Annotated in this window: 24 protein-coding genes; 15 read left to right on the forward strand and 9 right to left on the reverse strand. The window is 40.7% G+C overall.

Going from position 1 to position 18931, the window contains the following annotated elements; translation table 11 throughout:
• The first annotated feature begins 3 nt into the window (after positions 1-3).
• The 6 genes from OQ289_RS00090 (at position 4) to OQ289_RS00115 (ending at position 6848) form a co-directional block, all read left to right on the forward strand.
• Positions 4-270 carry a hypothetical protein gene (locus OQ289_RS00090; RefSeq protein WP_270088858.1) on the forward strand — a complete coding sequence of 89 codons (267 nt, stop codon included), beginning with the start codon at positions 4-6 and terminating at the stop codon, positions 268-270.
• On the forward strand, positions 270-1142 hold the full coding sequence (locus OQ289_RS00095) for a menaquinone biosynthesis family protein (RefSeq protein ID WP_270088859.1): 873 nt from the start codon (positions 270-272) through the stop codon (positions 1140-1142). The genes OQ289_RS00090 and OQ289_RS00095 overlap by 1 nt, the downstream gene beginning before the upstream one ends.
• Before the next feature lie 139 nt (positions 1143-1281).
• Complete coding sequence (secA, locus tag OQ289_RS00100; protein ID WP_270088860.1) at positions 1282-4584, forward strand: preprotein translocase subunit SecA; 3303 nt, start codon at positions 1282-1284, stop codon at positions 4582-4584.
• 25 nt (positions 4585-4609) lie between these two features.
• Entirely contained in the window at positions 4610-5071 is a 462-nt protein-coding gene (locus OQ289_RS00105) for an SPOR domain-containing protein (protein WP_270088861.1), read from the forward strand.
• Between the two features lie 12 nt (positions 5072-5083).
• Positions 5084-6274, forward strand: a complete 1191-nt coding sequence (locus OQ289_RS00110; RefSeq protein WP_033563821.1) for a M20 metallopeptidase family protein — start codon at positions 5084-5086, stop codon at positions 6272-6274.
• 1 nt (position 6275) lies between these two features.
• The gene (locus tag OQ289_RS00115; RefSeq protein WP_270088862.1) at positions 6276-6848 is read left to right on the forward strand and encodes a thiamine diphosphokinase; all 573 of its coding nucleotides are present in this window, start codon (positions 6276-6278) and stop codon (positions 6846-6848) included.
• Here OQ289_RS00115 and OQ289_RS00120 read toward each other — a convergent pair.
• The gene (locus tag OQ289_RS00120; RefSeq protein WP_270088863.1) at positions 6845-8155 is read right to left on the reverse strand and encodes a M28 family metallopeptidase; all 1311 of its coding nucleotides are present in this window, start codon (positions 8153-8155) and stop codon (positions 6845-6847) included. The genes OQ289_RS00115 and OQ289_RS00120 overlap by 4 nt on opposite strands.
• Before the next feature lie 284 nt (positions 8156-8439).
• Here OQ289_RS00120 and OQ289_RS00125 point away from each other — a divergent pair, with 284 nt between their 5' ends.
• From OQ289_RS00125 to OQ289_RS00135, 3 genes are read left to right on the forward strand one after another with little or no spacing between them, the layout of a single operon-like run.
• Positions 8440-8754: a rhodanese-like domain-containing protein gene (locus OQ289_RS00125; RefSeq protein WP_270088864.1), complete on the forward strand. Its 315-nt coding sequence runs from the start codon at positions 8440-8442 to the stop codon at positions 8752-8754.
• 4 nt (positions 8755-8758) lie between these two features.
• Complete coding sequence (locus OQ289_RS00130) at positions 8759-9049, forward strand: hypothetical protein (protein ID WP_270088865.1); 291 nt, start codon at positions 8759-8761, stop codon at positions 9047-9049.
• A 6-nt stretch (positions 9050-9055) separates the two neighbouring features.
• Positions 9056-9298 (forward strand): DUF6358 family protein, encoded by a 243-nt coding sequence (locus tag OQ289_RS00135; RefSeq protein ID WP_270088866.1) that lies wholly within the window; start codon positions 9056-9058, stop codon positions 9296-9298.
• A gap of 24 nt (positions 9299-9322) precedes the next feature.
• Here the strand turns inward: OQ289_RS00135 and gcvT are convergent, their stop codons facing one another.
• The 6 genes from gcvT to OQ289_RS00165 form a co-directional block, all read right to left on the reverse strand.
• The gene (gene gcvT / locus OQ289_RS00140; RefSeq protein ID WP_270088867.1) at positions 9323-10405 is read right to left on the reverse strand and encodes a glycine cleavage system aminomethyltransferase GcvT; all 1083 of its coding nucleotides are present in this window, start codon (positions 10403-10405) and stop codon (positions 9323-9325) included.
• Positions 10406-10485: 80 nt separating this feature from the next.
• Entirely contained in the window at positions 10486-11319 is an 834-nt protein-coding gene (locus OQ289_RS00145) for a DUF6929 family protein (protein WP_270088868.1), read from the reverse strand.
• 9 nt (positions 11320-11328) lie between these two features.
• On the reverse strand, positions 11329-12012 hold the full coding sequence (locus OQ289_RS00150; protein WP_270088869.1) for a pseudouridine synthase: 684 nt from the start codon (positions 12010-12012) through the stop codon (positions 11329-11331).
• Positions 12013-12019: 7 nt separating this feature from the next.
• Complete coding sequence (locus OQ289_RS00155; RefSeq protein WP_270088870.1) at positions 12020-12391, reverse strand: DUF4359 domain-containing protein; 372 nt, start codon at positions 12389-12391, stop codon at positions 12020-12022.
• Between the two features lie 96 nt (positions 12392-12487).
• A complete protein-coding gene (locus OQ289_RS00160; protein ID WP_270088871.1) occupies positions 12488-12973 on the reverse strand; it encodes a DUF4112 domain-containing protein in 486 nt (161 codons plus the stop codon).
• Positions 12974-12975: 2 nt separating this feature from the next.
• Positions 12976-13698: an SIMPL domain-containing protein gene (locus OQ289_RS00165; RefSeq protein ID WP_270088872.1), complete on the reverse strand. Its 723-nt coding sequence runs from the start codon at positions 13696-13698 to the stop codon at positions 12976-12978.
• Positions 13699-13853: 155 nt separating this feature from the next.
• Here OQ289_RS00165 and OQ289_RS00170 point away from each other — a divergent pair, with 155 nt between their 5' ends.
• Complete coding sequence (locus OQ289_RS00170; protein WP_033563809.1) at positions 13854-14045, forward strand: cold-shock protein; 192 nt, start codon at positions 13854-13856, stop codon at positions 14043-14045.
• Between the two features lie 113 nt (positions 14046-14158).
• On the opposite strand, the gene recO is transcribed toward OQ289_RS00170, so the two are convergent.
• Both recO and OQ289_RS00180 read right to left on the reverse strand, forming a co-directional pair.
• Positions 14159-14884 carry a DNA repair protein RecO gene (gene recO, locus OQ289_RS00175; RefSeq protein WP_270088873.1) on the reverse strand — a complete coding sequence of 242 codons (726 nt, stop codon included), beginning with the start codon at positions 14882-14884 and terminating at the stop codon, positions 14159-14161.
• Between the two features lie 41 nt (positions 14885-14925).
• A complete protein-coding gene (locus OQ289_RS00180) occupies positions 14926-15159 on the reverse strand; it encodes a DUF2614 family zinc ribbon-containing protein (RefSeq protein ID WP_270088874.1) in 234 nt (77 codons plus the stop codon).
• A gap of 206 nt (positions 15160-15365) precedes the next feature.
• On the opposite strand from OQ289_RS00180, the gene rpmB reads away from it, so the two are divergent.
• The 5 genes from rpmB (at position 15366) to rimO (ending at position 18865) form a co-directional block, all read left to right on the forward strand.
• Positions 15366-15599 (forward strand): 50S ribosomal protein L28, encoded by a 234-nt coding sequence (rpmB, locus tag OQ289_RS00185; protein ID WP_033563806.1) that lies wholly within the window; start codon positions 15366-15368, stop codon positions 15597-15599.
• Positions 15600-15674: 75 nt separating this feature from the next.
• Complete coding sequence (gene rpmG, locus OQ289_RS00190; protein WP_002998409.1) at positions 15675-15857, forward strand: 50S ribosomal protein L33; 183 nt, start codon at positions 15675-15677, stop codon at positions 15855-15857.
• A 49-nt stretch (positions 15858-15906) separates the two neighbouring features.
• Positions 15907-16068, forward strand: a complete 162-nt coding sequence (locus OQ289_RS00195; protein ID WP_270088875.1) for a DUF4295 domain-containing protein — start codon at positions 15907-15909, stop codon at positions 16066-16068.
• A gap of 486 nt (positions 16069-16554) precedes the next feature.
• On the forward strand, positions 16555-17529 hold the full coding sequence (ftsY, locus tag OQ289_RS00200; RefSeq protein ID WP_033563805.1) for a signal recognition particle-docking protein FtsY: 975 nt from the start codon (positions 16555-16557) through the stop codon (positions 17527-17529).
• A gap of 1 nt (position 17530) precedes the next feature.
• Entirely contained in the window at positions 17531-18865 is a 1335-nt protein-coding gene (rimO, locus tag OQ289_RS00205) for a 30S ribosomal protein S12 methylthiotransferase RimO (protein WP_270088876.1), read from the forward strand.
• The last annotated feature ends 66 nt before the right edge of the window (positions 18866-18931 follow it).

Raw genomic sequence — 18931 nt, forward strand, 5'->3', positions numbered from 1 at the left:
GAAATGATGAAAGGGAATAATTTTGTATTAGGCATGGCTATTGGATTACTTTTTCCGATGGTGTCATATCTCTTGACAACATATACGGAGCTGCAGCAAGTCGTTGCTCCTGGTAAGCCTGCGGCCATCTACCTTGTAGCAGGTCTTGGCAACTTATTGTTGCTGCGCTATTTCTATAGGAATGATGGTGAACGGACGGCTAAAGGAATAATGCTGACAACTTTTATCGGAATACTGGCATTGGTGTATACACTTAAAATATTAGGATAATGAAACTAACATTGGGATTTTCTCCTTGCCCTAATGATACATTTATTTTTGATGCACTTATCCACCAAAAAATAGATACTGAGGGTTTGGAGTTTGAGGTGGAATATCAAGACGTGGAGACGCTCAATCAAAAGGCATTTATGCAGGAGCTTGATATTACCAAATTGAGCTATCATGCTTTTGCTTATGCTGTTGAGGACTATGAGCTTCTAGATGCAGGAAGCGCGCTCGGATTTGGGGTGGGACCGCTATTGATTACAAAAAATAAAGGTTTGGCGGAAAAACTAGGGCACTATTTAACAGAGGGAATTCCCTTGGGAGAGGATTTGACTGGACTTCGGGTGGGGATTCCAGGTACCTATACTACAGCAAATTTCTTACTGAGCTTGGCATTTCCACAAATGCAGCAAAAAGAGGAAGTGATATTTTCCGAAATTGAGCAGGCCGTGTTAGATGGCGTGCTGGATGTAGGACTAATCATTCATGAGAATCGATTTACATATGAAGATAAAGGGCTTTTCAAAATTGTAGACCTTGGGGATTATTGGGAGCGGACGACAGGCTTCCCAATTCCTTTGGGAGGTATAGTCGTGAGGCGTTCGTTGGACAAGGAAATCAAGCAGCGTATCAATCGAGTATTGAAAAAAAGTGTGGAGTTTGCGTTTGAACATCCCAAATCGGGCCTTGATTTCATCCGTAAACATGCACAGGAAATGAGTGAAGCGGTTATGTACAAGCATATCGAGCTATATGTAAATGCGTATTCGAGGGATTTGGGTGTTGAGGGGAGAAAGGCGATCGCTTATCTGTTTGATAACGCTTTGGCTTTAAAGCTAATCCCGGATACGAATAAAAAGCTTTTTCTTTCCTAAAAAGGATAAAAAAAGATATGTTATTGTATTCTTAAATCATATGTATTGACTAAATTTGCCCGATTAGTGTCAAATTGTCTGCAAAATAGTTTTGGAGCCATTATTGAACAATGCTATAAATCGAGATAGAAAAAGAATTATGTTAAAATTTTTAAGTAAATTATTTGGTAGTAAATCTGAAAGGGATATCAAAGCGATACAACCTCTTGTTACCAAAATTAAAGCTGAATACGAGCTGTTATCCGGCATAACCAATGATGAGCTACGTTCTAAAACTACAGACTTCAAAAACCGAATCAAAGAATACTTGGCAGATATCGACAAAGACATCACAGAGCTGAAAGCAGAAGCTGATGCGGATGATGTCGATATGATGAAAAAGACGGAAATCTATGACAAGATAGATAAGCTAAAGAAAGATCGGGATAAGAAATTAGAGGAAATATTGTTAGAGATATTGCCGGAGGCATTTGCCGTGGTTAAGGATACGGCAAGACGTTTTACAGAGAACAGTAAAATAGAAGTGACTGCTTCAGATTTTGACCGTGAATTGGCATCTCGCAAACCAAATGTCACAATAGATGGCGATAAGGCCTTTTGGAGCAATACTTGGATCGCTGCTGGTACGGAGGTAAAGTGGAACATGGTTCACTACGATGTACAGCTGATTGGTGGTATCGTGTTACATGAAGGTAAGATTGCTGAAATGTCTACGGGTGAGGGTAAGACTCTCGTTGGGACATTGCCTACTTATTTGAATGCGCTTTCGGGCCAAGGTGTACATATCGTAACGGTGAATGATTATCTAGCTCGACGTGACTCCGAATGGAACGGACCTTTGTTTGAGTTCCATGGTCTTAGCGTAGACTGTATAGATAAGCATCAGCCTAACTCGCCGCAACGTCGTAAAGCATATGCTTCGGATATTGTGTACGGTACGAACAATGAATTCGGATTTGACTATTTACGTGACAACATGACACAGTCTCCGGATGCATTGGTACAAGGGAAGTTGCACTATGCCATGATTGATGAGGTGGATTCGGTATTGATTGATGATGCCCGGACACCATTGATTATATCTGGACCAATCCCTAGAGGAGACGAACACGAATTTTATCAATTGAAACCCAGAATCGAACGCTTGGTAAATGCTCAAAAGAACTATATCAATACGGTCCTTAATGATGCGAAGAAGGCCATTAATGCAGGCAGTACAGATCCAGAATCTGGGGGAATGTCCTTGCTTAGGGCCTATAGAGGTCTTCCTAAGAATAAGGCATTGATTAAATTCTTGAGCGAAGGGGCGAATAGACAGGTTTTGCAAAAGGCCGAAAACTATTATATGGCGGAACAAAACCGCCAGATGCCTAAAGTGGATAAAGAGCTTTTCTTTGTAATCGACGAAAAGAATAATCAAGTAGAGTTGACAGATAAAGGGATTGAATTGATTACTGCTTCTGGGGAGGATCCAAGTTTCTTTATTCTTCCAGATGTGGGGACTGAAATTGCCGAAATCGAGAAATCCGAACTTTCTGCCGAAGAGAAGGTGAATAAAAAAGAAGAAATGTTGCGTGACTACGCCGTTAAATCGGAACGTATCCACTCCATTAATCAATTACTAAAGGCTTATACGCTTTTTGAAATAGATGATCAATATATCGTTGACGAGGGTAAGGTAAAAATCGTTGATGAGCAGACAGGGCGTATTATGGATGGTCGTCGTTACTCCGACGGGTTGCATCAAGCGATCGAAGCGAAGGAGAATGTAAAAGTAGAAGATGCTACTCAAACGTATGCGACGATTACCTTACAGAACTACTTCCGTATGTACCACAAGTTGTCTGGTATGACCGGTACCGCTTCTACTGAAGCGGGAGAGCTTTGGGAAATCTATAAATTGGATGTGGTCGAGATTCCTACTAACAGACAAATCCAACGAGAAGACCGCAATGACTTAATCTACCGCACAGCTCGTGAGAAGTACAATGCTGTAGCGATGGAGATACAACGATTGACAGAAGCGGGGCGCCCGGTGTTGGTGGGTACTACATCTGTAGAAATCTCGGAATTGCTAAGCCGTATGTTGAAGATGCGCGGTATCAAGCATAATGTATTGAATGCGAAGCTTCACCAAAAGGAGGCCGATATCGTTGCTGAGGCGGGTAAGCCAGGTACGGTGACCATCGCGACGAATATGGCAGGTCGTGGTACGGATATTAAGTTGACTGAAGAGGTCATTAATGCAGGGGGTCTCGCTATTATTGGTACTGAGCGCCACGAATCACGACGTGTTGACCGTCAGTTGAGAGGTCGTGCGGGTCGTCAAGGTGACCCAGGATCTTCTCAATTTTTCGTTTCTTTGGAGGATAACTTGATGCGGTTATTTGCTTCGGAGCGAATTTCAAACATCATGGTGAAGATGGGGGTTGAAGAGGGTGAAGAGATGCAACATAGCATGTTGACCAAATCTATTGAGCGAGCGCAGCGAAAAGTGGAAGAGAATAACTTTGGTATTCGTAAACGTCTTTTGGAATATGACGACGTTATGAATTCTCAGCGTACAGTAATCTACACAAAGCGTAAAAATGCACTGTTTGGCGAACGTTTGGATGTAGACTTGAACAATACAATTTTTGATGTAGTCGAAGATATCGTTAGTGAGGCAAAAGAGGGCGGTACTTACGAAGAATTCCAGATAGAAGTAATTCGCTTGTTTGCCATCGATCCGGAGATTAGTAAAGAGGAATTTGCCCAAAATAATATTGCAACCTTGACTGATCGTCTTTTCGATCAAGTAATCGCTCACTATCACGAAAAGGCTTTGCAAATCGGAACGCAAACGCTTCCGGTGTTGTCAAGTGTATTTGCTGAACGTGGAAATGTAATCGAAAATGTCGTTGTCCCTTTTACTGACGGGATTCGCGGTATACAGGTCTCTACCAACTTGAAGAAAGCAATTGAGACCAACGGTCGTGAGGTTTTCAAATCTTTTGAAAAGGGAATTGTATTGGCTTTGATTGATGAGGCTTGGAAAGAGCATCTTCGGGAAATGGATGATTTGAAACAATCTGTTCAAAACGCGGTTTATGAACAGAAGGATCCTATCATTATTTATAAAATGGAAGCCTATTCATTGTTCAAATCGATGCTTGCTTCGATGAACAAAGAGATTGTTGGTTTCTTGTTCAAAGGAGAAATCCCTGGACAACAAGCTCAAGATGTTTCCGAGGCTCGTCCAGTACCAGCTCAACCGGCAAGGGTAGTGGCGTCTAAGGCTGAATTGACGTCTCCCACAGGTGTAAGTGATGAAGATCAACATGATACGAGAGAAGCGGTGGTAACACAGCCTATCCGTAAAGAAGTGACCGTTGGAAGAAATGATGACTGTCCTTGTGGGTCAGGAATGAAGTATAAAAACTGCCACGGAAAGAACAGTTAATCTTTGTTTAACAAAAAAATACAACATGTATAAAAAGGGATTAATACTATTTATCTTGGTTTATGGATCTGCGACGTTGGCCAAAGCCCAACAATCTGGACAGGTGGAGGTCTTAAAGGACTCTTTAATATCTATCCTGCAGGAGTATAGATCGGAAGAAGGTATTAATCCCTCTCTTGATAAAAAGACAGTCGCTATAGGTCGTATGACTGCCGTGGACAAGTCTAAGATGAAGCGGGTTAAAGTTCGCGGATTTAGAGTACAGATTTTTTCTGGACCTAACCGTAGTGAAGCATATGCTGAGCAGAGCCGATTCAGGAATTTATATAAAGATTATGATGCCTACGTCAACTACGATGAACCCAATTATCGTGTGAAAGTCGGTGATTTCGAAAGTCGCGCAGAGGCAAATAATTTGATGCGAATATTGAGATCTCAATTTGATAACGTTTTCGTCTTTACCGAAGACGTCTACGTATATCGTTAATGTAAGTAAAATATGTCTATTTCGAAGGAACAAGTAAAAGGATTAGCAGAGGAATTATTAGCGCAAATCATTGTTACCAGAAGACATCTCCATCGTCATCCCGAACTTTCATTTGAGGAGTATAATACCTCCGCGTATATAAAATCGCAGCTCGCGGAATTGGATATTCCTTTTGAGACGATGGCGACGACGGGAATCGTTGCGCTGTTAAAGGGGGATTTGGAGGGAGATGAGGTGATTGCTCTGCGCGCGGATATAGATGCTTTACCCATCCAGGAGGTGGAAGGAAGGGTCTATGGTTCATCAAATGCCGGAGTTATGCACGCTTGCGGACACGATGCTCATACATCTTCGCTTTTAGGAGTAGCTATGATTTTGAATCGATTGAGGTCACAATTTGGTGGTACGGTGAAGTTTATTTTTCAACCAGGAGAGGAACGATTACCTGGAGGGGCCTCATTAATGATAAAAGAAGGGGTATTAGAAAACCCAACGCCTAAATCAGTCATAGGACAGCATGTGATGCCTTTTATCGAAACAGGAAAGGTTGGATTTAGAGCCGGAAAATACATGGCTTCTTGTGACGAGCTGTTCATGACGATCAAGGGTAAAGGGGGGCACGGTGCGCACCCTCATCTGAATGTTGACCCTATCGTGATAATGGCGCATATTGTTACAGCTCTTCAGCAGGTTGTTAGTCGGGTAGCAGATCCGCGTACGCCAACCGTGCTTTCTTGGGGTAAGGTACAAGCTAATGGGGCTACGAACGTAATCCCCGACGAGGTCTACCTTGAAGGAACATTTCGAACGTTTGATGAGAAATGGCGAGCTCAGGCTCACCAAAGCATGGTGAAGATGGCAGTAGGTATCGCAGAGAGTATGGGTGCGATATGCGATTTTGAGGTTAGGAAGGGATATCCATTTTTAATCAATGAGGAGCAAACGACACATCAAGCCAGAGTACTTGCAGAGGAGTATTTGGGCAAAGAGAATGTCGTTGAATTGGACCTTTGGCCCGCTGCAGAGGATTTTTCATACTATTCACAAGAGGCGAAGGCTTGCTTCTATCGGCTGGGAACGGGAAATGCTGAAAAAGGAATCAATTCGGCGGTACATACACCGACATTTGATATCGATGAGCAGTCTCTCGAAATTGGTGCTGGACTAATGGCCTTTATCGCACTTCGCAAACTGGGCAACTAAGATGTCCTCCCACCATATTGTTAGGGAAAATCAAGAACCCGCACTCGTAGTCCATCAATTGGATAGAATAGATGATGAGTCTCTTGGACAGCTGTTGGAATGGAGCCCGACCGTTATCGTGAGTGATGCTGATTACGATGCATTGGAAAGTCGAGGGATTAAGGTGGATGTCTTGTTTTTGCATGAGGCGATTTATGATCTCGATATACAAGCCCATACAAAGCTGCACGCTATTGATAGTTCCTTTCTAAAAGGTGCACTTGACTATCTTGTGGCAAATCACCATAAAGCTGTCAATATCATCGCTGGGGCTATCGATCAAGACTTGCTTATATCATATTCTCATTTGTTGGATATTGTTGTATTAGATGCCAGGCGAAGGGCTGTAATTGTGCAGTCGCCATATGAAAAATGGAAAGCAAAGGGTGAGCGCATCCTAATATCTTCTGTTCCAAATCTTCAAACGACAGGTCTAACCCCTTTGGGGCCTCAGCTATTTGAAACAACGGAGTCTGGTTTTTTTAAAATAGCATTTACTGGTGGTTCCTACATTTGGATCGAAGAAGAACGTTAATCTCTTAATTTCTCTACTCTACTGGGTGTCTGTACTCCCATTACAATACCTGTGGTGCCAATAGCAATGGCTTCGATACTCGCTTTAATATTGTCTATATTCAAGGTTGAAACTTCATCTTTAACAGTATGATAGTAATGGTCTTGGTCCATTTGTGATGTCGAGAATGAATGGGCAGGAACCCCTTGTGCGGCTAGGACAGCATTGTCACTTCTATAGAAAAGATTTTGCTTGGGATAAGGATCGGCATAAAATTTAAATTTGGAACCCTTTAGATTTTCTTGCATTAGTCTACCAAGATTGGATTGATCATATCCTGTGATATACATGGTGTTGGGACCAAACTTAGAATCTTTGCCAATCATTTCCATATTAATCATGGCTGTGACAGATTCTGGATTAATCTTTTTGGAAAAATAGGTGGAACCATACATGCCGATTTCTTCTCCAGTAAAGGCCACGAATAGAAGTGTGCGTTCGTTATCTGCTTTTTGCTTGAAGTGCTTGGCGAGTGCAATCATCGCTGTGACACCTGAGGCATCATCGTCAGCTCCATTGGCGATAGAGTCTTGCCCCTCGGCGTCCAGTATGCCGATATGGTCATAATGGGCAGAGAAGATAACAAATTCATTGGCTTTGGATTTGCCAGGAAGAATGCCGGCAATATTAAAAAGGGAGACGGTCTCTGTGTTGTTTTTAAAATGTAGTTCAAAATCTTTGACGGGGGCTTCGTCTAAAATAAAAACGAAGCTGTTGGTAGATATAGGATCTCCAACGGTGACGAGACTCTCTTTGCCGTATATTTTTTTGAAACGCGTGAAATAATTGGCAAAGGAAGGATGGACCATGACAATTGCTTGTTTATATGAACCTTGGACAATTTTACGAAACTCCTCAGAAAAGTTTGCCCCCTCGGGAATCTCCAAGGATGGGATACCAGAAGTTTGATTCCAGTCTAATTGTGATTGGCGGCTGATGACGAGCAGTTTGTCATCGGAAATTGGCTGCCCTCCGCTATTAAAGGATAGGGTAGTGGGAGTTATTTTTTGTACTTGAAAGGTCTGTCTATAATTTTGCTCTTGATAAGGCGTTAATCCAATGTTTTGAAATTCGCTGGCAATGTAGTCTGCTGCCTTTTCAATATCTGTAGACAATGCGGAGCGCCCTCTCATCTCATCGGCGGCGAGCGTTTGTAGAATAGTGGTGATGTAAGATTTGTCTACATTAATAGTACCGTTGTCTTGGGCATTAGAAGTGAGGGTAGTGCAGGACACTAAACCGCATAAAAAGGGCACAATTCTCTTCATAATATGGACATTTTATGTGGACAAGATACGTATTATTTGGTTATAGAGAGGTTTCGATTGTCTCCAAAAGACCATGTATTGTAAGAGGATGGGATTGCAAGAGCAACAGAGGAAGGTATTTTTGGTTTTTTTCGGATGGAGTGGATTCATTTTGCAAATGATAAGCTTTCGTTGATGAATAATGTGTCTCTGTACGGATTGCTGTTGGGATGTATAGCTAGCGCATGTTCGGTTTGTGAATGCAAAGCATTTTATCTAAGTTTGATGTATAATAACGAAAGAAAATGAAAGAAGTTAGTGTTGCTGAATTAAAGCAAAAAATGGATAACAACGAGGATTTTCAGCTTATTGACGTCCGGGAGACATTTGAGTATGAGGTTTCTAATTTGGGCGGGCTTAATATTCCGTTGTCGGGAATTCTTATCGAATCCGACAAGATTGCAAAAGATAAACCGGTAATCGTGCAATGTAGAAGTGGAAAGCGCAGTGCGCAGGCTGTTATGGTATTAGAGCAGCAAGGGTTTGATAATCTGGCAAATCTGCAAGGTGGTATATTGGCCTGGAAAGAGGAAATCGATCCCGAATTGGACGTTTACTAGATACATGAACAATCTACAGCATCAAACTAAACAAGCTTTTTTGTTTAGCCTTGCTTTTTATTGTGCGACCTTGCTTTCTAAGGTATTCCAAATTGGGATATTTCCCATTTTGATGAGCATCTCGCTGTTGCTTTCCTTACTATGGGTAGTTTTGGTCTTAAGGGAGATTATGATTTCTGTCCGAATCAGCAATGGAGAACGGCTCGGGATGCTGCTGTTGGTCGTTTTTTTGAATGTAATTGGTGGATTAATTTATTTTTATCTACTGCGGGAAAGAGTAATCGGAAAAAAATAATTGAACATGACAAAATATTTTATTCTCAATATCGTATTGAACCTTGCGATCGTTTTCTTGGCATATAGTGGCTTCGAAGGTTATCGTTCAGGAAATATGTTGACGGCTGGTTTGGGTATCGCTTTTTTGGTGGTACTTATCTATCTTAAGGTAGTACTCAGCAAGAAAATTAAATCGGTCATAAGGGATAAGGATGCGGAGAAAAGGGGAGTGAAGACATCACCTAAAGGAACACAAAAAAGGGCTTAACTTGCGTTAAGCCCTTTTTTTATATTATTTTACAAAAGGTGGTTTGGTAACTTTTGCTCTTACTTTTTGATTGCGGATGAGAATAAAAAACTCTGTACCTTCTTTGGTGAACGCATTATTTACATAGCCTAGTCCAATGGATTTTTTGAGTGAGGGAGATTGAGTTCCCGATGTTACTCGTCCAATAACCTCTCCTGCATCATCTACAATTTGATAATCATGACGAGCTATTCCTCTATCAATCATCTCAAAACCGACTATTTTTTGAGGTACACCTGCTTCCTTTTGGGCTTTTAGGTTTGCTGAGTTTACAAAGTCTTTGGTGAATTTAGTAACCCAGCCTAGTCCCGCTGCTAGTGGTGATGTCGTATCGTCAATGTCATTCCCATATAAGCAGAATCCCATTTCTAGGCGAAGTGTGTCACGGGCCCCAAGTCCAATTGGCTTGATTCCGAATGAAGCACCGGCTTCAAATATGGCATCCCATACTTTTTGTGCATCTTCGTTGGCAACGTAAATCTCAAAGCCTCCGGCACCAGTATAGCCTGTGGCCGAAATCAATACATTCTCGACACCAGCGAATGTTCCTTTGGCAAAAGTATAATATTCCATAGGAGCTAGTTCAATATCTGTTAATGCTTGTAGAGCCTCAGCTGCTTTAGGACCTTGGACGGCAAATAGAGATGTCTGGTCGGAAATGTTCTTCATCTCTACTCCGGCAGTATTGTACTTGCTTATCCATTGCCAATCTTTTTCGATATTGGAAGCATTGACGACTAGAAAGTAAGTGTTTTCATCTATGCGGTAGGTTAGGAAGTCATCTACGATACCACCATCTTCATTGGGAAGATATGCGTATTGAACTTTTCCATCGTATAATTTTGATACGTCATTAGAAGAGACCTTCTGCAATAGGGCTAATGCTCCTTCACCTTTTACGATGAATTCACCCATATGGCTTACGTCAAATACTCCCACGCCTTTGCGTACAGTCTCATGTTCGTCATTGATCCCCGAATATTGTACAGGCATATTGAAACCTGCAAAAGGGACCATTTTTGCTCCTAATGCAATGTGATGCTCGGTAAGAGCCGTATTTTTACTCATAAATAGTCAAGTTTAATTCCTGTACAAATTTATAAATTAAACCCATTAAAAAAGGGAATAAAGAGTTTTTAAACGAATGTCTATTTAGATATGGTGAGTTTGCTGATGACGGTCTGTTTATTGTCTTCGTCTCTATCTTCGCATAGGAGGAATTGGATTGACTTTTCATCTTCTTCCAAAAAGGTAATGCCTTCCATCTTATGCGTTTGAGATATTTCCATAGTTTGAACGATGTCAAAGCTCTCTGCATCCATTATGCCGAAGATGGAGCCGCCAATTTCGCCGTCTAAGTATGTCGAATTAGCATCTTCCGCAGCTGCAATAAAGTAGATGCGACCAGCATGCAGGATTGCATCGGTAAAACCTGTTTCGATTGTTTTTATCTTAGGAAGAGGGACTTCCTTCCAGCGTATGGTACCACTAAGGTCCGAACCGATGATTTCAAAGACCACATTCTTCTTGGCAGGGCCATTTCCCCTGTTGAAGAGAAGTATTCGTTCTGAGGTAATAATCGCTCCTTCAATATTAAAGTCTTCGGCAGATATTTGTGCTTCTTTTTGTAACCGTTGATAACATTCGTACAGGTCTTGTTGCTCGGTTTGGAAGTCAGCCGTATAGGCCACGCGCAAAAGGGTATTCCGCTTCGTTGTCGAACCAGAACCGAAGAGAAATAGGGTGTCTTGATGCATACCGATGGCTTCGAGATCCAATTTGTCCTTTTTCGCATTGGTTTCACTAATATTTGGAGACTTGACTAGTGGATGTTTGTTAAGTGTTCGAGCATTGATATCATAGTCATAGATGTACTGACTGTTGTCTGCTATTAAATACAGATGTGATTGGTGATGTACCAGTCCCGATGCGGCGCTGATACCCATAATTCTACAAAAAATCTCTAATAAAAAACTATTCATGACGGGATTCTATTTGGGAAACTTTAGAATGGAAATAACTCGCTCAAACTCGGGAAGTAGCGGGGCTTCGATGGTAACCTGTTGACCACTGCTCGGGTGAATAAAGGCCAGACGGGAGGCATGCAGCATCATAGTATCCATCCCAAATCTATCTTTCCAGAGTTTGTTTTGTTTGTTGCACCCATGTGGTCTATCGCCTAGGATAGGATGGAAGATGTGTGCAAAGTGTTTTCTCAATTGATGCATACGTCCTGTCTCTGGGTTGGCTTCGACTAGTGAGTATCTGGAGGTTTCAAATTTACCGGAGGGGATGTCGACTTCGACCTGGGACAGGGTACTAAACAGGGTCAGTGCATCTTGTTCTTCACCATTTTCTTTTTTTAGAGGATAGTCTATCTCGCCGCTATCTTGGGTAAATCCTCTGACAATTGTTAGGTAAGACTTGTCCATTTCCCGGTTTTGAAAAAGTGACTGCAGCGCGCGATCCATCTCTTTGGTTAAGGAGAAAAGGAGGATCCCGCCCGTTTTTCTATCCAAGCGATGGGCAGGATATACTTTTTGATGGAGTTGGTCCCGGAGGAGCTGTAAAGCAAATACATCAGCGTCGCGGGCTATGGGAGATTGGTGGACCAGTAATCCGTGGGGCTTATTGATGGCTACGATTTCCGCATCTTGATAGAGAATATCTAACATGTGAATGTTATATTTTTTTGAGTACAGATATGACTTCGGTAATTTTTTCGTCGACCTTACTACTGAACCAGATGTTGCCAAATGCTCCAATACCGATGACAGCTTCTTGACTCTGCCAACGGACTCTAGTGGTAGAAAATAGGTAGTAGTTGTCAATTCGAACATTATCTTTCATGAATCGTTTGACGAGCTGGTCGCCAAAGAGTTGCATGCCAAATTCGATAGCCTCTTGATGTTCATAGCGCAATTGTTCTTTTAGGAGTTGCTTGGCTTTGTCTGCAATCATTTGTTCGTGTTTTTCACGAGGAGGATTAGTGAGTATTGCTGTGCCAATGATAGCGAGAAGAACTAGCGCAATATATCTGTTTTTGTTTTTCATGTATGTATACTTACTTCGTGATCGACGAGAACCTTGATGGAAACAAAAATAGCGTTAAACTTTGTGTTTAACGCTATTTTAAGGGAAAGATCTTTTTTAGAAAAGAAGACTAAAAAACCAAGCTGTAGCTACCCATAAAAGATATACCATGAGTATACAGATAAGTATTAAGATGCCCAGCACAAGTAATAATAACCATATTCCGGAGCCTTGGTGTTTACCATCGTAATAGTGTTCTTTTAAAATCTTTACATTTTTTTGATTGGCTTTGTTGAAGAAATCAAAGATGTTGCCTAAGAAAGGGATTGCCCCTAGTATGGTGTCCACCATGACGTTAATTAGCATTTTGACGACAGCCTTGGAGCTTACACCATTGCGCCACATCACGAATACTAAGACGAGGGAGGTGGAAAAAGTAACGACGCTCCCTCCAAAAGGGATGAGATTTAATAACGGATCAAGACCAAATCGAGCATTTCCAACTTGGAATTGATTGTCCATTAACCAAGAAACCTTTTCGACCCATTTAAAGTCTTGGTCGATTTGCATTCTCTTCTGTTCGGGACCGAGCGTCTTTTTCATGATTATAGCAATTCGAATACGATATCAATCTCGCAGTATATCTTGATTGGTTTGATGTCGATATCTAGACTTTCTTGCTCTGCTGCACCACCCATTGCATCAGCAGATTTGAACGCCATAGCGCGAACATTTGGCACAAAGTTGTTGAAGTTGAAATTTGTATTGTCATTAATGACCAAGGCTTTACCCACTTTGTCTCCTGCTGCCGATGCCAGTATCGTTGCATTGATTTTGGCATCGTTGACCGCCTCCACTTTTAGTTGTTTTTCGAGTTCTTTTTTATCAGAATAATCATATTCATTGATAGCGGTATTTTGAAGTCCTTTGGGGTCTACATCGTCAAAGAGTGTGTTTAATTTGGAAAGATCAGTGACTTTGAGGGTGTATTGACGGGACTGTAGCAGTTCTGAATTTTTCTTTTTCTTACTGTCATTAGGGTTGTAACTCCAGATATTTTGAATGGTAAAGTCTTCTTTTTTGATGCCATTGGCCAAAGCTGCGTCATACAGTTGTTTTTCCAAAGTTTCGATGGTGACTTTTTTCTTGGTGTTACCTTCTAGGTAATATTCTCTTAGAGACACAGAAAGGTGTATGATGTCAGGCGTCACCTCTCTTTCCGCCTTCCCTTTTGTCGATACCTTGCGCAGATTATCCGCAATTTGTTGTTGTGCATAGGTTGTACCCATCATTCCTAAGATTAAAATGCTCAAAATAATTTTCTTCATGTCTATTGTTTTAGTGCAAATATATAGTCAAAAACCCGACCATTTTTATGTTCATTGTTGATTATAGACGACGGCAGGGCAAATAAGTTTAATGATTTTTTTTATGGTTTTTAAATAATTATAAATATCTTTATGAAATTAAAAAAATATTAACAATGCAAGAAGGAGTAGTAAAATTCTTTAATGAAGCCAAAGGTTTCGGTTTCATCGTTCCAAATTCTGGTGAAGGAGAAATCTTTGTTCACGTTACAGGATTAATTGACAAAATTCGTGAAAATGACAACGTTTCTTACGAAGTAGAACAAGGCCGTAAAGGTCTTAATGCGGTAAATGTAAAAGTTATCTAGTCTATAGATTCAAGATATATTTATTGTAAAAGGGCCGGGTTTCCAAGCAGAAAGCCGGCTTTTTTTTGGCTAGATTCTTTCAATTGAGATTGAACTAGCATACATAGGAACACCTATGCTCTAAAAACTTCCTCCAAAATATAGATGGAGTTTATTTCCCCAAAATTGGAAACATGGATGTTATAAAAGTCCAACACTTTATCCAGTAATACTGCACGATCGTCTTTATTTATCTTAATTGCTGCTGCAGTTTCGTAGGTAGCACCAATGAGTTGATGAAAGATATCGGTATGAGGCTGTTGCAATACATTGGAGTGCGCAGGAAGCATGCTGGTGAAAGTCCCCTCTCTAAGGTCAAAGTAGGGAAGTACGGTTTTTCTCAACTGCGGTAGAAAACCCAAGAACATACTTAGCTTAATTAAGAAAACGAGATGAAAATTGGCCAAATTGTGATTAGTTTCGTCTAGGTATCGGATAGACTGAAAGATGAAATTAAATAGAAAGCCGTCGTGTTGCTGTTGTTTCAAGGATTTGTAAAGAACCTCATTTAGAAAGATAGCAATGGAGCTTTTTACAATATCGTAGGGTAAGTGTAGAAGTGGGGGAGATTGCGTCGCCTCAGCTATCCGATTCAGATTGCCGTTGTCTTTATGGTAGACAATAAGGTCTAGGAGGTGAAGGGGTTGGAAGATGTTGGCTCGAATCTTTGCCCTTGGTTTTTTTGCACCATTAACCAAATATGACTGCAGGCCGAAGCTTTCGGTGTATATTTGAATGACGACACTGCTTTCGGAGTAGTTTGTGAGCTTTAGTGCAATACCTTTTGTCTTATGGAGCATAGTGTTCGATTAAACGGTCGATACGGCAAAGATACCGACTGTTATCGATTTTCCTTTTCTTCTTCTTCGTGCCTAGCGTCTATTATACTTTTCCTTTCTATTTTCCGGATAAGGCTATATACGATTGTTACAAATCCCCAACTGAATACGAGCACACCCAAAATCATGGCTACTTTATATAGCTTGATTTCACTGTTCATCATTATATAGCCTCCATAAACGATGAATATACCCAATATGGATAGTAAAAGCCCTCTTCTTAAATATTTGTTCATTGTGAATTGTTGAAAACTATTTGGTTAAAGATACGAAGTTCACTAGAAATAAAAAGTTATTTTTGCGCATCCCCTAGATCTATCTCGGATAATTTTAAAATTATTCTGATTCAAGTATTGTATTTGCGAAAAGAAATATAGATATTTGCAAACTCTTTGCGAAAAGACATATTAGTAATTACAGACAACAATAAAAATCAGATATCATGTCAAGAATTTGTGATTTAACAGGCAAGACGGCATTAAACGGTTACCGCGTATCTAATTCGAACGCAAAAACCAAACGTAAATTTTATCCAAACCTTCAAACAAAGCGTTTCTTCATTCCAGAGGAAAATCGTTGGATTACGTTAAAAGTTTCAACTTCCGCAATCAAAACTATCAACAAGAACGGCATTACAGCTGCCATTAATAAATTTATTAAAAACGGATCTATTTAATTAGATTGGTTGCCTGTTGCATTAAATATTCTGAAATTCAATCCGGTGCTAACGGATATAAAATAAAGTAAAACAATGGCTAAAAAAGGAAATAGAGTACAAGTAATCTTAGAATGTACTGAGCACAAAGAAAGTGGTCTTCCGGGAATGTCTCGTTATATCACGACAAAAAACAAAAAGAACACAACTGAGCGTCTTGAATTGAAAAAATTCAATCCAGTATTGAGAAAAGTTACTGTTCACAAGGAAATTAAATAATCATTACCCGGGTTTTCTTTTGAAATCTTTGGGTTAAAAATATAAAAACATGGCAAAGAAAGCAGTTGCATCGTTACAAAAAGGTGGCGGTAAAGAATTTACAAAGGTTATTATTACTTCTCGTTCTGCAAAAACTGGAGCTTACACTTTCAAAGAGAGCATGATTCACAATGATAAAGTGAAAGATGCATTAGCTGCAGCATCTAAATAAGACGAAACTGTAAAATATTCCTTTTTTAAAGTTTTTCTTTAAAAAATTCTAAAAAGCCGTTTTGGTATATTGCCGAAAGGGCTTTTTTGATTATATCGGATTTCTACCGTGTCTTATAATAGATTGTCGTCTATTAGGTTTGGTTTTAGCGTCTTTTAAAAAAGACCCGTGATTAAACACAAAGAAGCATAGGTAAGTCCGTTTTTTTAATTTCAACGATTATCAAGCGGGCCTATACGGGATGTAATAGGGACGGTTGGAGTTGTTGGAGCCTTAGATTTGCAACCGCAGGGATTCCTGTTTGTTGAAAATCCAATAGCATGTGCAACGAGTAAAAATGGGATGTAGGGGAAAGCATATGCGGACGGGCGAACTTGCAATTCAACACAAATTTATCTAAGTTTGATTGGTAAATCTATTTTTCCGAATCGATTTATCCAATAGACGTATCATCTTAAATATTACACGGTTTCGCTTAGCATATCTATGGGATTATTTGATTTTTTCAAAAAGAAGCAAGACACTCCTGAAGCTCAAGAAGCTTTGGACAAAGGGTTGGAAAAGACTAAAGAGGGTTTTTTCTCAAAAATTACAAAAGCAGTAGTTGGAAAGACCACTGTGGATGATGATGTCCTGGATGAGCTAGAAGAGATTTTGGTGACATCGGATGTGGGAGTGAGTACAACGTTGAAGATTATTGATCGCATACAGGCACGTGTAGCAAGAGATAAGTATATCAATACGTCTGAATTAAACAGCATCCTCAAAGAGGAAATACAGGCGTTATTGGCGGAGAATAATAGCGCAGACTTCGAAAATTTCGAATATGGAAACCATAGGCCGTATGTGATTATGGTGGTAGGTGTTAATGGAGTTGGGAAGACCACGACGATCGGTAAGCTGGCTCACCAACTTAAGGCAGCAGGAAATAAGGTGGTGTTGGGTGCCGCAGATACTTTTCGAGCGGCGGCGGTTGATCAATTGCAGTTGTGGGGTGAGCGTGTCGGGGTGAGGGTCGTTGCACAGCCGATGGGGTCTGACCCTGCTTCAGTAGCTTTTGACACGATCAAATCGGCAGTAGCTAATGGAGATGATGTCGCTATCATTGATACCGCAGGACGCCTTCATAATAAAGTGGGGTTGATGAATGAGCTGGGTAAGATCAAAAATGTGATGCAGAAGGTAATCCCAGGCGCTCCTCATGAGATTTTGTTGGTGCTCGACGCGTCAACAGGACAAAATGCAATCGAACAATGTACGCAGTTTACACAAGCTACTGATGTGAACGCTTTGGCATTGACCAAGCTTGATGGAACAGCAAAGGGAGGGGTAGTGATTGGTATTTCAGACCAGTTCAAGATTCCTGTTAAATACATCGGGGTAGGCGAGAAGATTAACGATTTACAATTATTCAATAAAAAAGAGTTTGTAGACTCCTTGTTTAAAGGTTCTGCAATGTAATATGAAGACAAAATTTGTAAAGCCTGCTGAAAAGAAGCAGCAACCAAGAGTGAATGTGGTGACGTTGGGATGTTCAAAGAACATTCATGACAGTGAGGTATTGATGGGCCAATTAAAAGGCAATCAAATGGAGGTCGTTCACGAGGCTTCTAATATTCAGGATAATGATATCGTCGTTATCAATACTTGTGGATTTATCGATAATGCTAAGCAGGAATCAATAGATACAATCCTTCAGTATAGTGAATTGAAGGAACAAGGGAAAATCAACAAGGTTATTGTAACAGGGTGCTTATCGGAGCGATATAAACCGGAGTTGCAAGCTGAAATCCCAAATGTAGACGCGTATTTCGGAACGAATGACCTTCCGGAATTGCTATCTACTATCGGAGCGGACTATCGCCATGAATTGGTAGGTGAGCGCATGTTGTCTACGCCCTCACACTTTTCTTATTTTAAGATTGCAGAGGGATGTAATCGCCCGTGTTCGTTTTGCGCGATTCCGCTGATGCGGGGCAAGCATGTCTCGAAGTCTATTGAGGATTTGGTCAAAGAGGCTAAATACTTAGCTTCGAATGGAACAAAGGAGCTTATTCTAATTGCGCAGGATTTGACCTACTATGGGTTGGATATATATGGCAAACGTAATCTTTCGGATCTGCTCCGTCATCTATCTGACGTAGATGGTGTGGATTGGATACGTTTACAATATGCTTATCCTTCGGGATTCCCGATGGATATCCTAGAAGCAATGTCCGAGCGCTCCAATATTTGCAACTATCTGGATATGCCTCTTCAGCATATTTCGGATAATATGCTTAAATCTATGCGTAGAGGTACCACTAAACAGAAGCAGATAGATTTGGTCAATCAAATTCGTGATAAAGTGCCCGATATTGCTTTGCGAACAACTTTGATTTGTGGCTATCCCGGAGAGACAGAAGCCGATTTTCAGGAAATGTTGGAATGGGTAGAAGAGACTCGTTTCGATAGGCTAGGGTGCTTCACATACTCGCATGAAGAGAAGACCCATGCTTATTCATTGGAGGATAATGTTGCGGATGAGGTAAAGGAGTCAAGGGTTGAACAAATCATGGAGGTGCAGCAGGGGATATCTTACGAAATCAATCAAGAGAAAGTTGGTAAGACATTTAAGGTGTTGATTGATAAGGTGGATGGCGATTATTTTGTGGGACGTACTGAATTCGACTCTCCAGAAGTCGACAATGAGGTATTGATCGCTGCTAAGAATACCTATGCACGGATTGGAGACTTCGTAAATGTGAAAGTGGATCGTGCAGAAGATTTTGATCTTTATGGGACTATTGTCAAATAATATCTGAAATCAACATCATTCCGGCTAATTTTCTATTTTTGTTGGAAGCCATCATTGGTTTGCACT

The organism is Sphingobacterium sp. SYP-B4668, from assembly GCF_027627455.1.
GTDB lineage: Bacteria > Bacteroidota > Bacteroidia > Sphingobacteriales > Sphingobacteriaceae > Sphingobacterium.

Excerpts from the sequence above, each read along its gene's own strand:
- gcvT (WP_270088867.1), bottom strand. The coding sequence starts at position 10,405 with ATGAGTAAAAATACGGCTCTTACCGAGCATCACATTGCATTAGGAGCA.
- secA (WP_270088860.1), top strand. The coding sequence starts at position 1,282 with ATGTTAAAATTTTTAAGTAAATTATTTGGTAGTAAATCTGAAAGGGAT.
- OQ289_RS00120 (WP_270088863.1), bottom strand. The coding sequence starts at position 8,155 with ATGAAGAGAATTGTGCCCTTTTTATGCGGTTTAGTGTCCTGCACTACC.
- OQ289_RS00165 (WP_270088872.1), bottom strand. The coding sequence starts at position 13,698 with ATGAAGAAAATTATTTTGAGCATTTTAATCTTAGGAATGATGGGTACA.
- recO (WP_270088873.1), bottom strand. The coding sequence starts at position 14,884 with ATGCTCCATAAGACAAAAGGTATTGCACTAAAGCTCACAAACTACTCC.
- rpmG (WP_002998409.1), top strand. The coding sequence starts at position 15,675 with ATGGCTAAAAAAGGAAATAGAGTACAAGTAATCTTAGAATGTACTGAG.
- OQ289_RS00155 (WP_270088870.1), bottom strand. The coding sequence starts at position 12,391 with ATGAAAAACAAAAACAGATATATTGCGCTAGTTCTTCTCGCTATCATT.
- OQ289_RS00115 (WP_270088862.1), top strand. The coding sequence starts at position 6,276 with ATGTCCTCCCACCATATTGTTAGGGAAAATCAAGAACCCGCACTCGTA.
- OQ289_RS00170 (WP_033563809.1), top strand. The coding sequence starts at position 13,854 with ATGCAAGAAGGAGTAGTAAAATTCTTTAATGAAGCCAAAGGTTTCGGT.
- OQ289_RS00150 (WP_270088869.1), bottom strand. The coding sequence starts at position 12,012 with ATGTTAGATATTCTCTATCAAGATGCGGAAATCGTAGCCATCAATAAG.
- OQ289_RS00105 (WP_270088861.1), top strand. The coding sequence starts at position 4,610 with ATGTATAAAAAGGGATTAATACTATTTATCTTGGTTTATGGATCTGCG.
- OQ289_RS00160 (WP_270088871.1), bottom strand. The coding sequence starts at position 12,973 with ATGAAAAAGACGCTCGGTCCCGAACAGAAGAGAATGCAAATCGACCAA.
- OQ289_RS00135 (WP_270088866.1), top strand. The coding sequence starts at position 9,056 with ATGACAAAATATTTTATTCTCAATATCGTATTGAACCTTGCGATCGTT.
- OQ289_RS00125 (WP_270088864.1), top strand. The coding sequence starts at position 8,440 with ATGAAAGAAGTTAGTGTTGCTGAATTAAAGCAAAAAATGGATAACAAC.
- ftsY (WP_033563805.1), top strand. The coding sequence starts at position 16,555 with ATGGGATTATTTGATTTTTTCAAAAAGAAGCAAGACACTCCTGAAGCT.
- OQ289_RS00195 (WP_270088875.1), top strand. The coding sequence starts at position 15,907 with ATGGCAAAGAAAGCAGTTGCATCGTTACAAAAAGGTGGCGGTAAAGAA.
- OQ289_RS00095 (WP_270088859.1), top strand. The coding sequence starts at position 270 with ATGAAACTAACATTGGGATTTTCTCCTTGCCCTAATGATACATTTATT.
- OQ289_RS00110 (WP_033563821.1), top strand. The coding sequence starts at position 5,084 with ATGTCTATTTCGAAGGAACAAGTAAAAGGATTAGCAGAGGAATTATTA.
- rimO (WP_270088876.1), top strand. The coding sequence starts at position 17,531 with ATGAAGACAAAATTTGTAAAGCCTGCTGAAAAGAAGCAGCAACCAAGA.
- OQ289_RS00090 (WP_270088858.1), top strand. The coding sequence starts at position 4 with ATGATGAAAGGGAATAATTTTGTATTAGGCATGGCTATTGGATTACTT.
- rpmB (WP_033563806.1), top strand. The coding sequence starts at position 15,366 with ATGTCAAGAATTTGTGATTTAACAGGCAAGACGGCATTAAACGGTTAC.
- OQ289_RS00130 (WP_270088865.1), top strand. The coding sequence starts at position 8,759 with ATGAACAATCTACAGCATCAAACTAAACAAGCTTTTTTGTTTAGCCTT.
- OQ289_RS00180 (WP_270088874.1), bottom strand. The coding sequence starts at position 15,159 with ATGAACAAATATTTAAGAAGAGGGCTTTTACTATCCATATTGGGTATA.
- OQ289_RS00145 (WP_270088868.1), bottom strand. The coding sequence starts at position 11,319 with ATGAATAGTTTTTTATTAGAGATTTTTTGTAGAATTATGGGTATCAGC.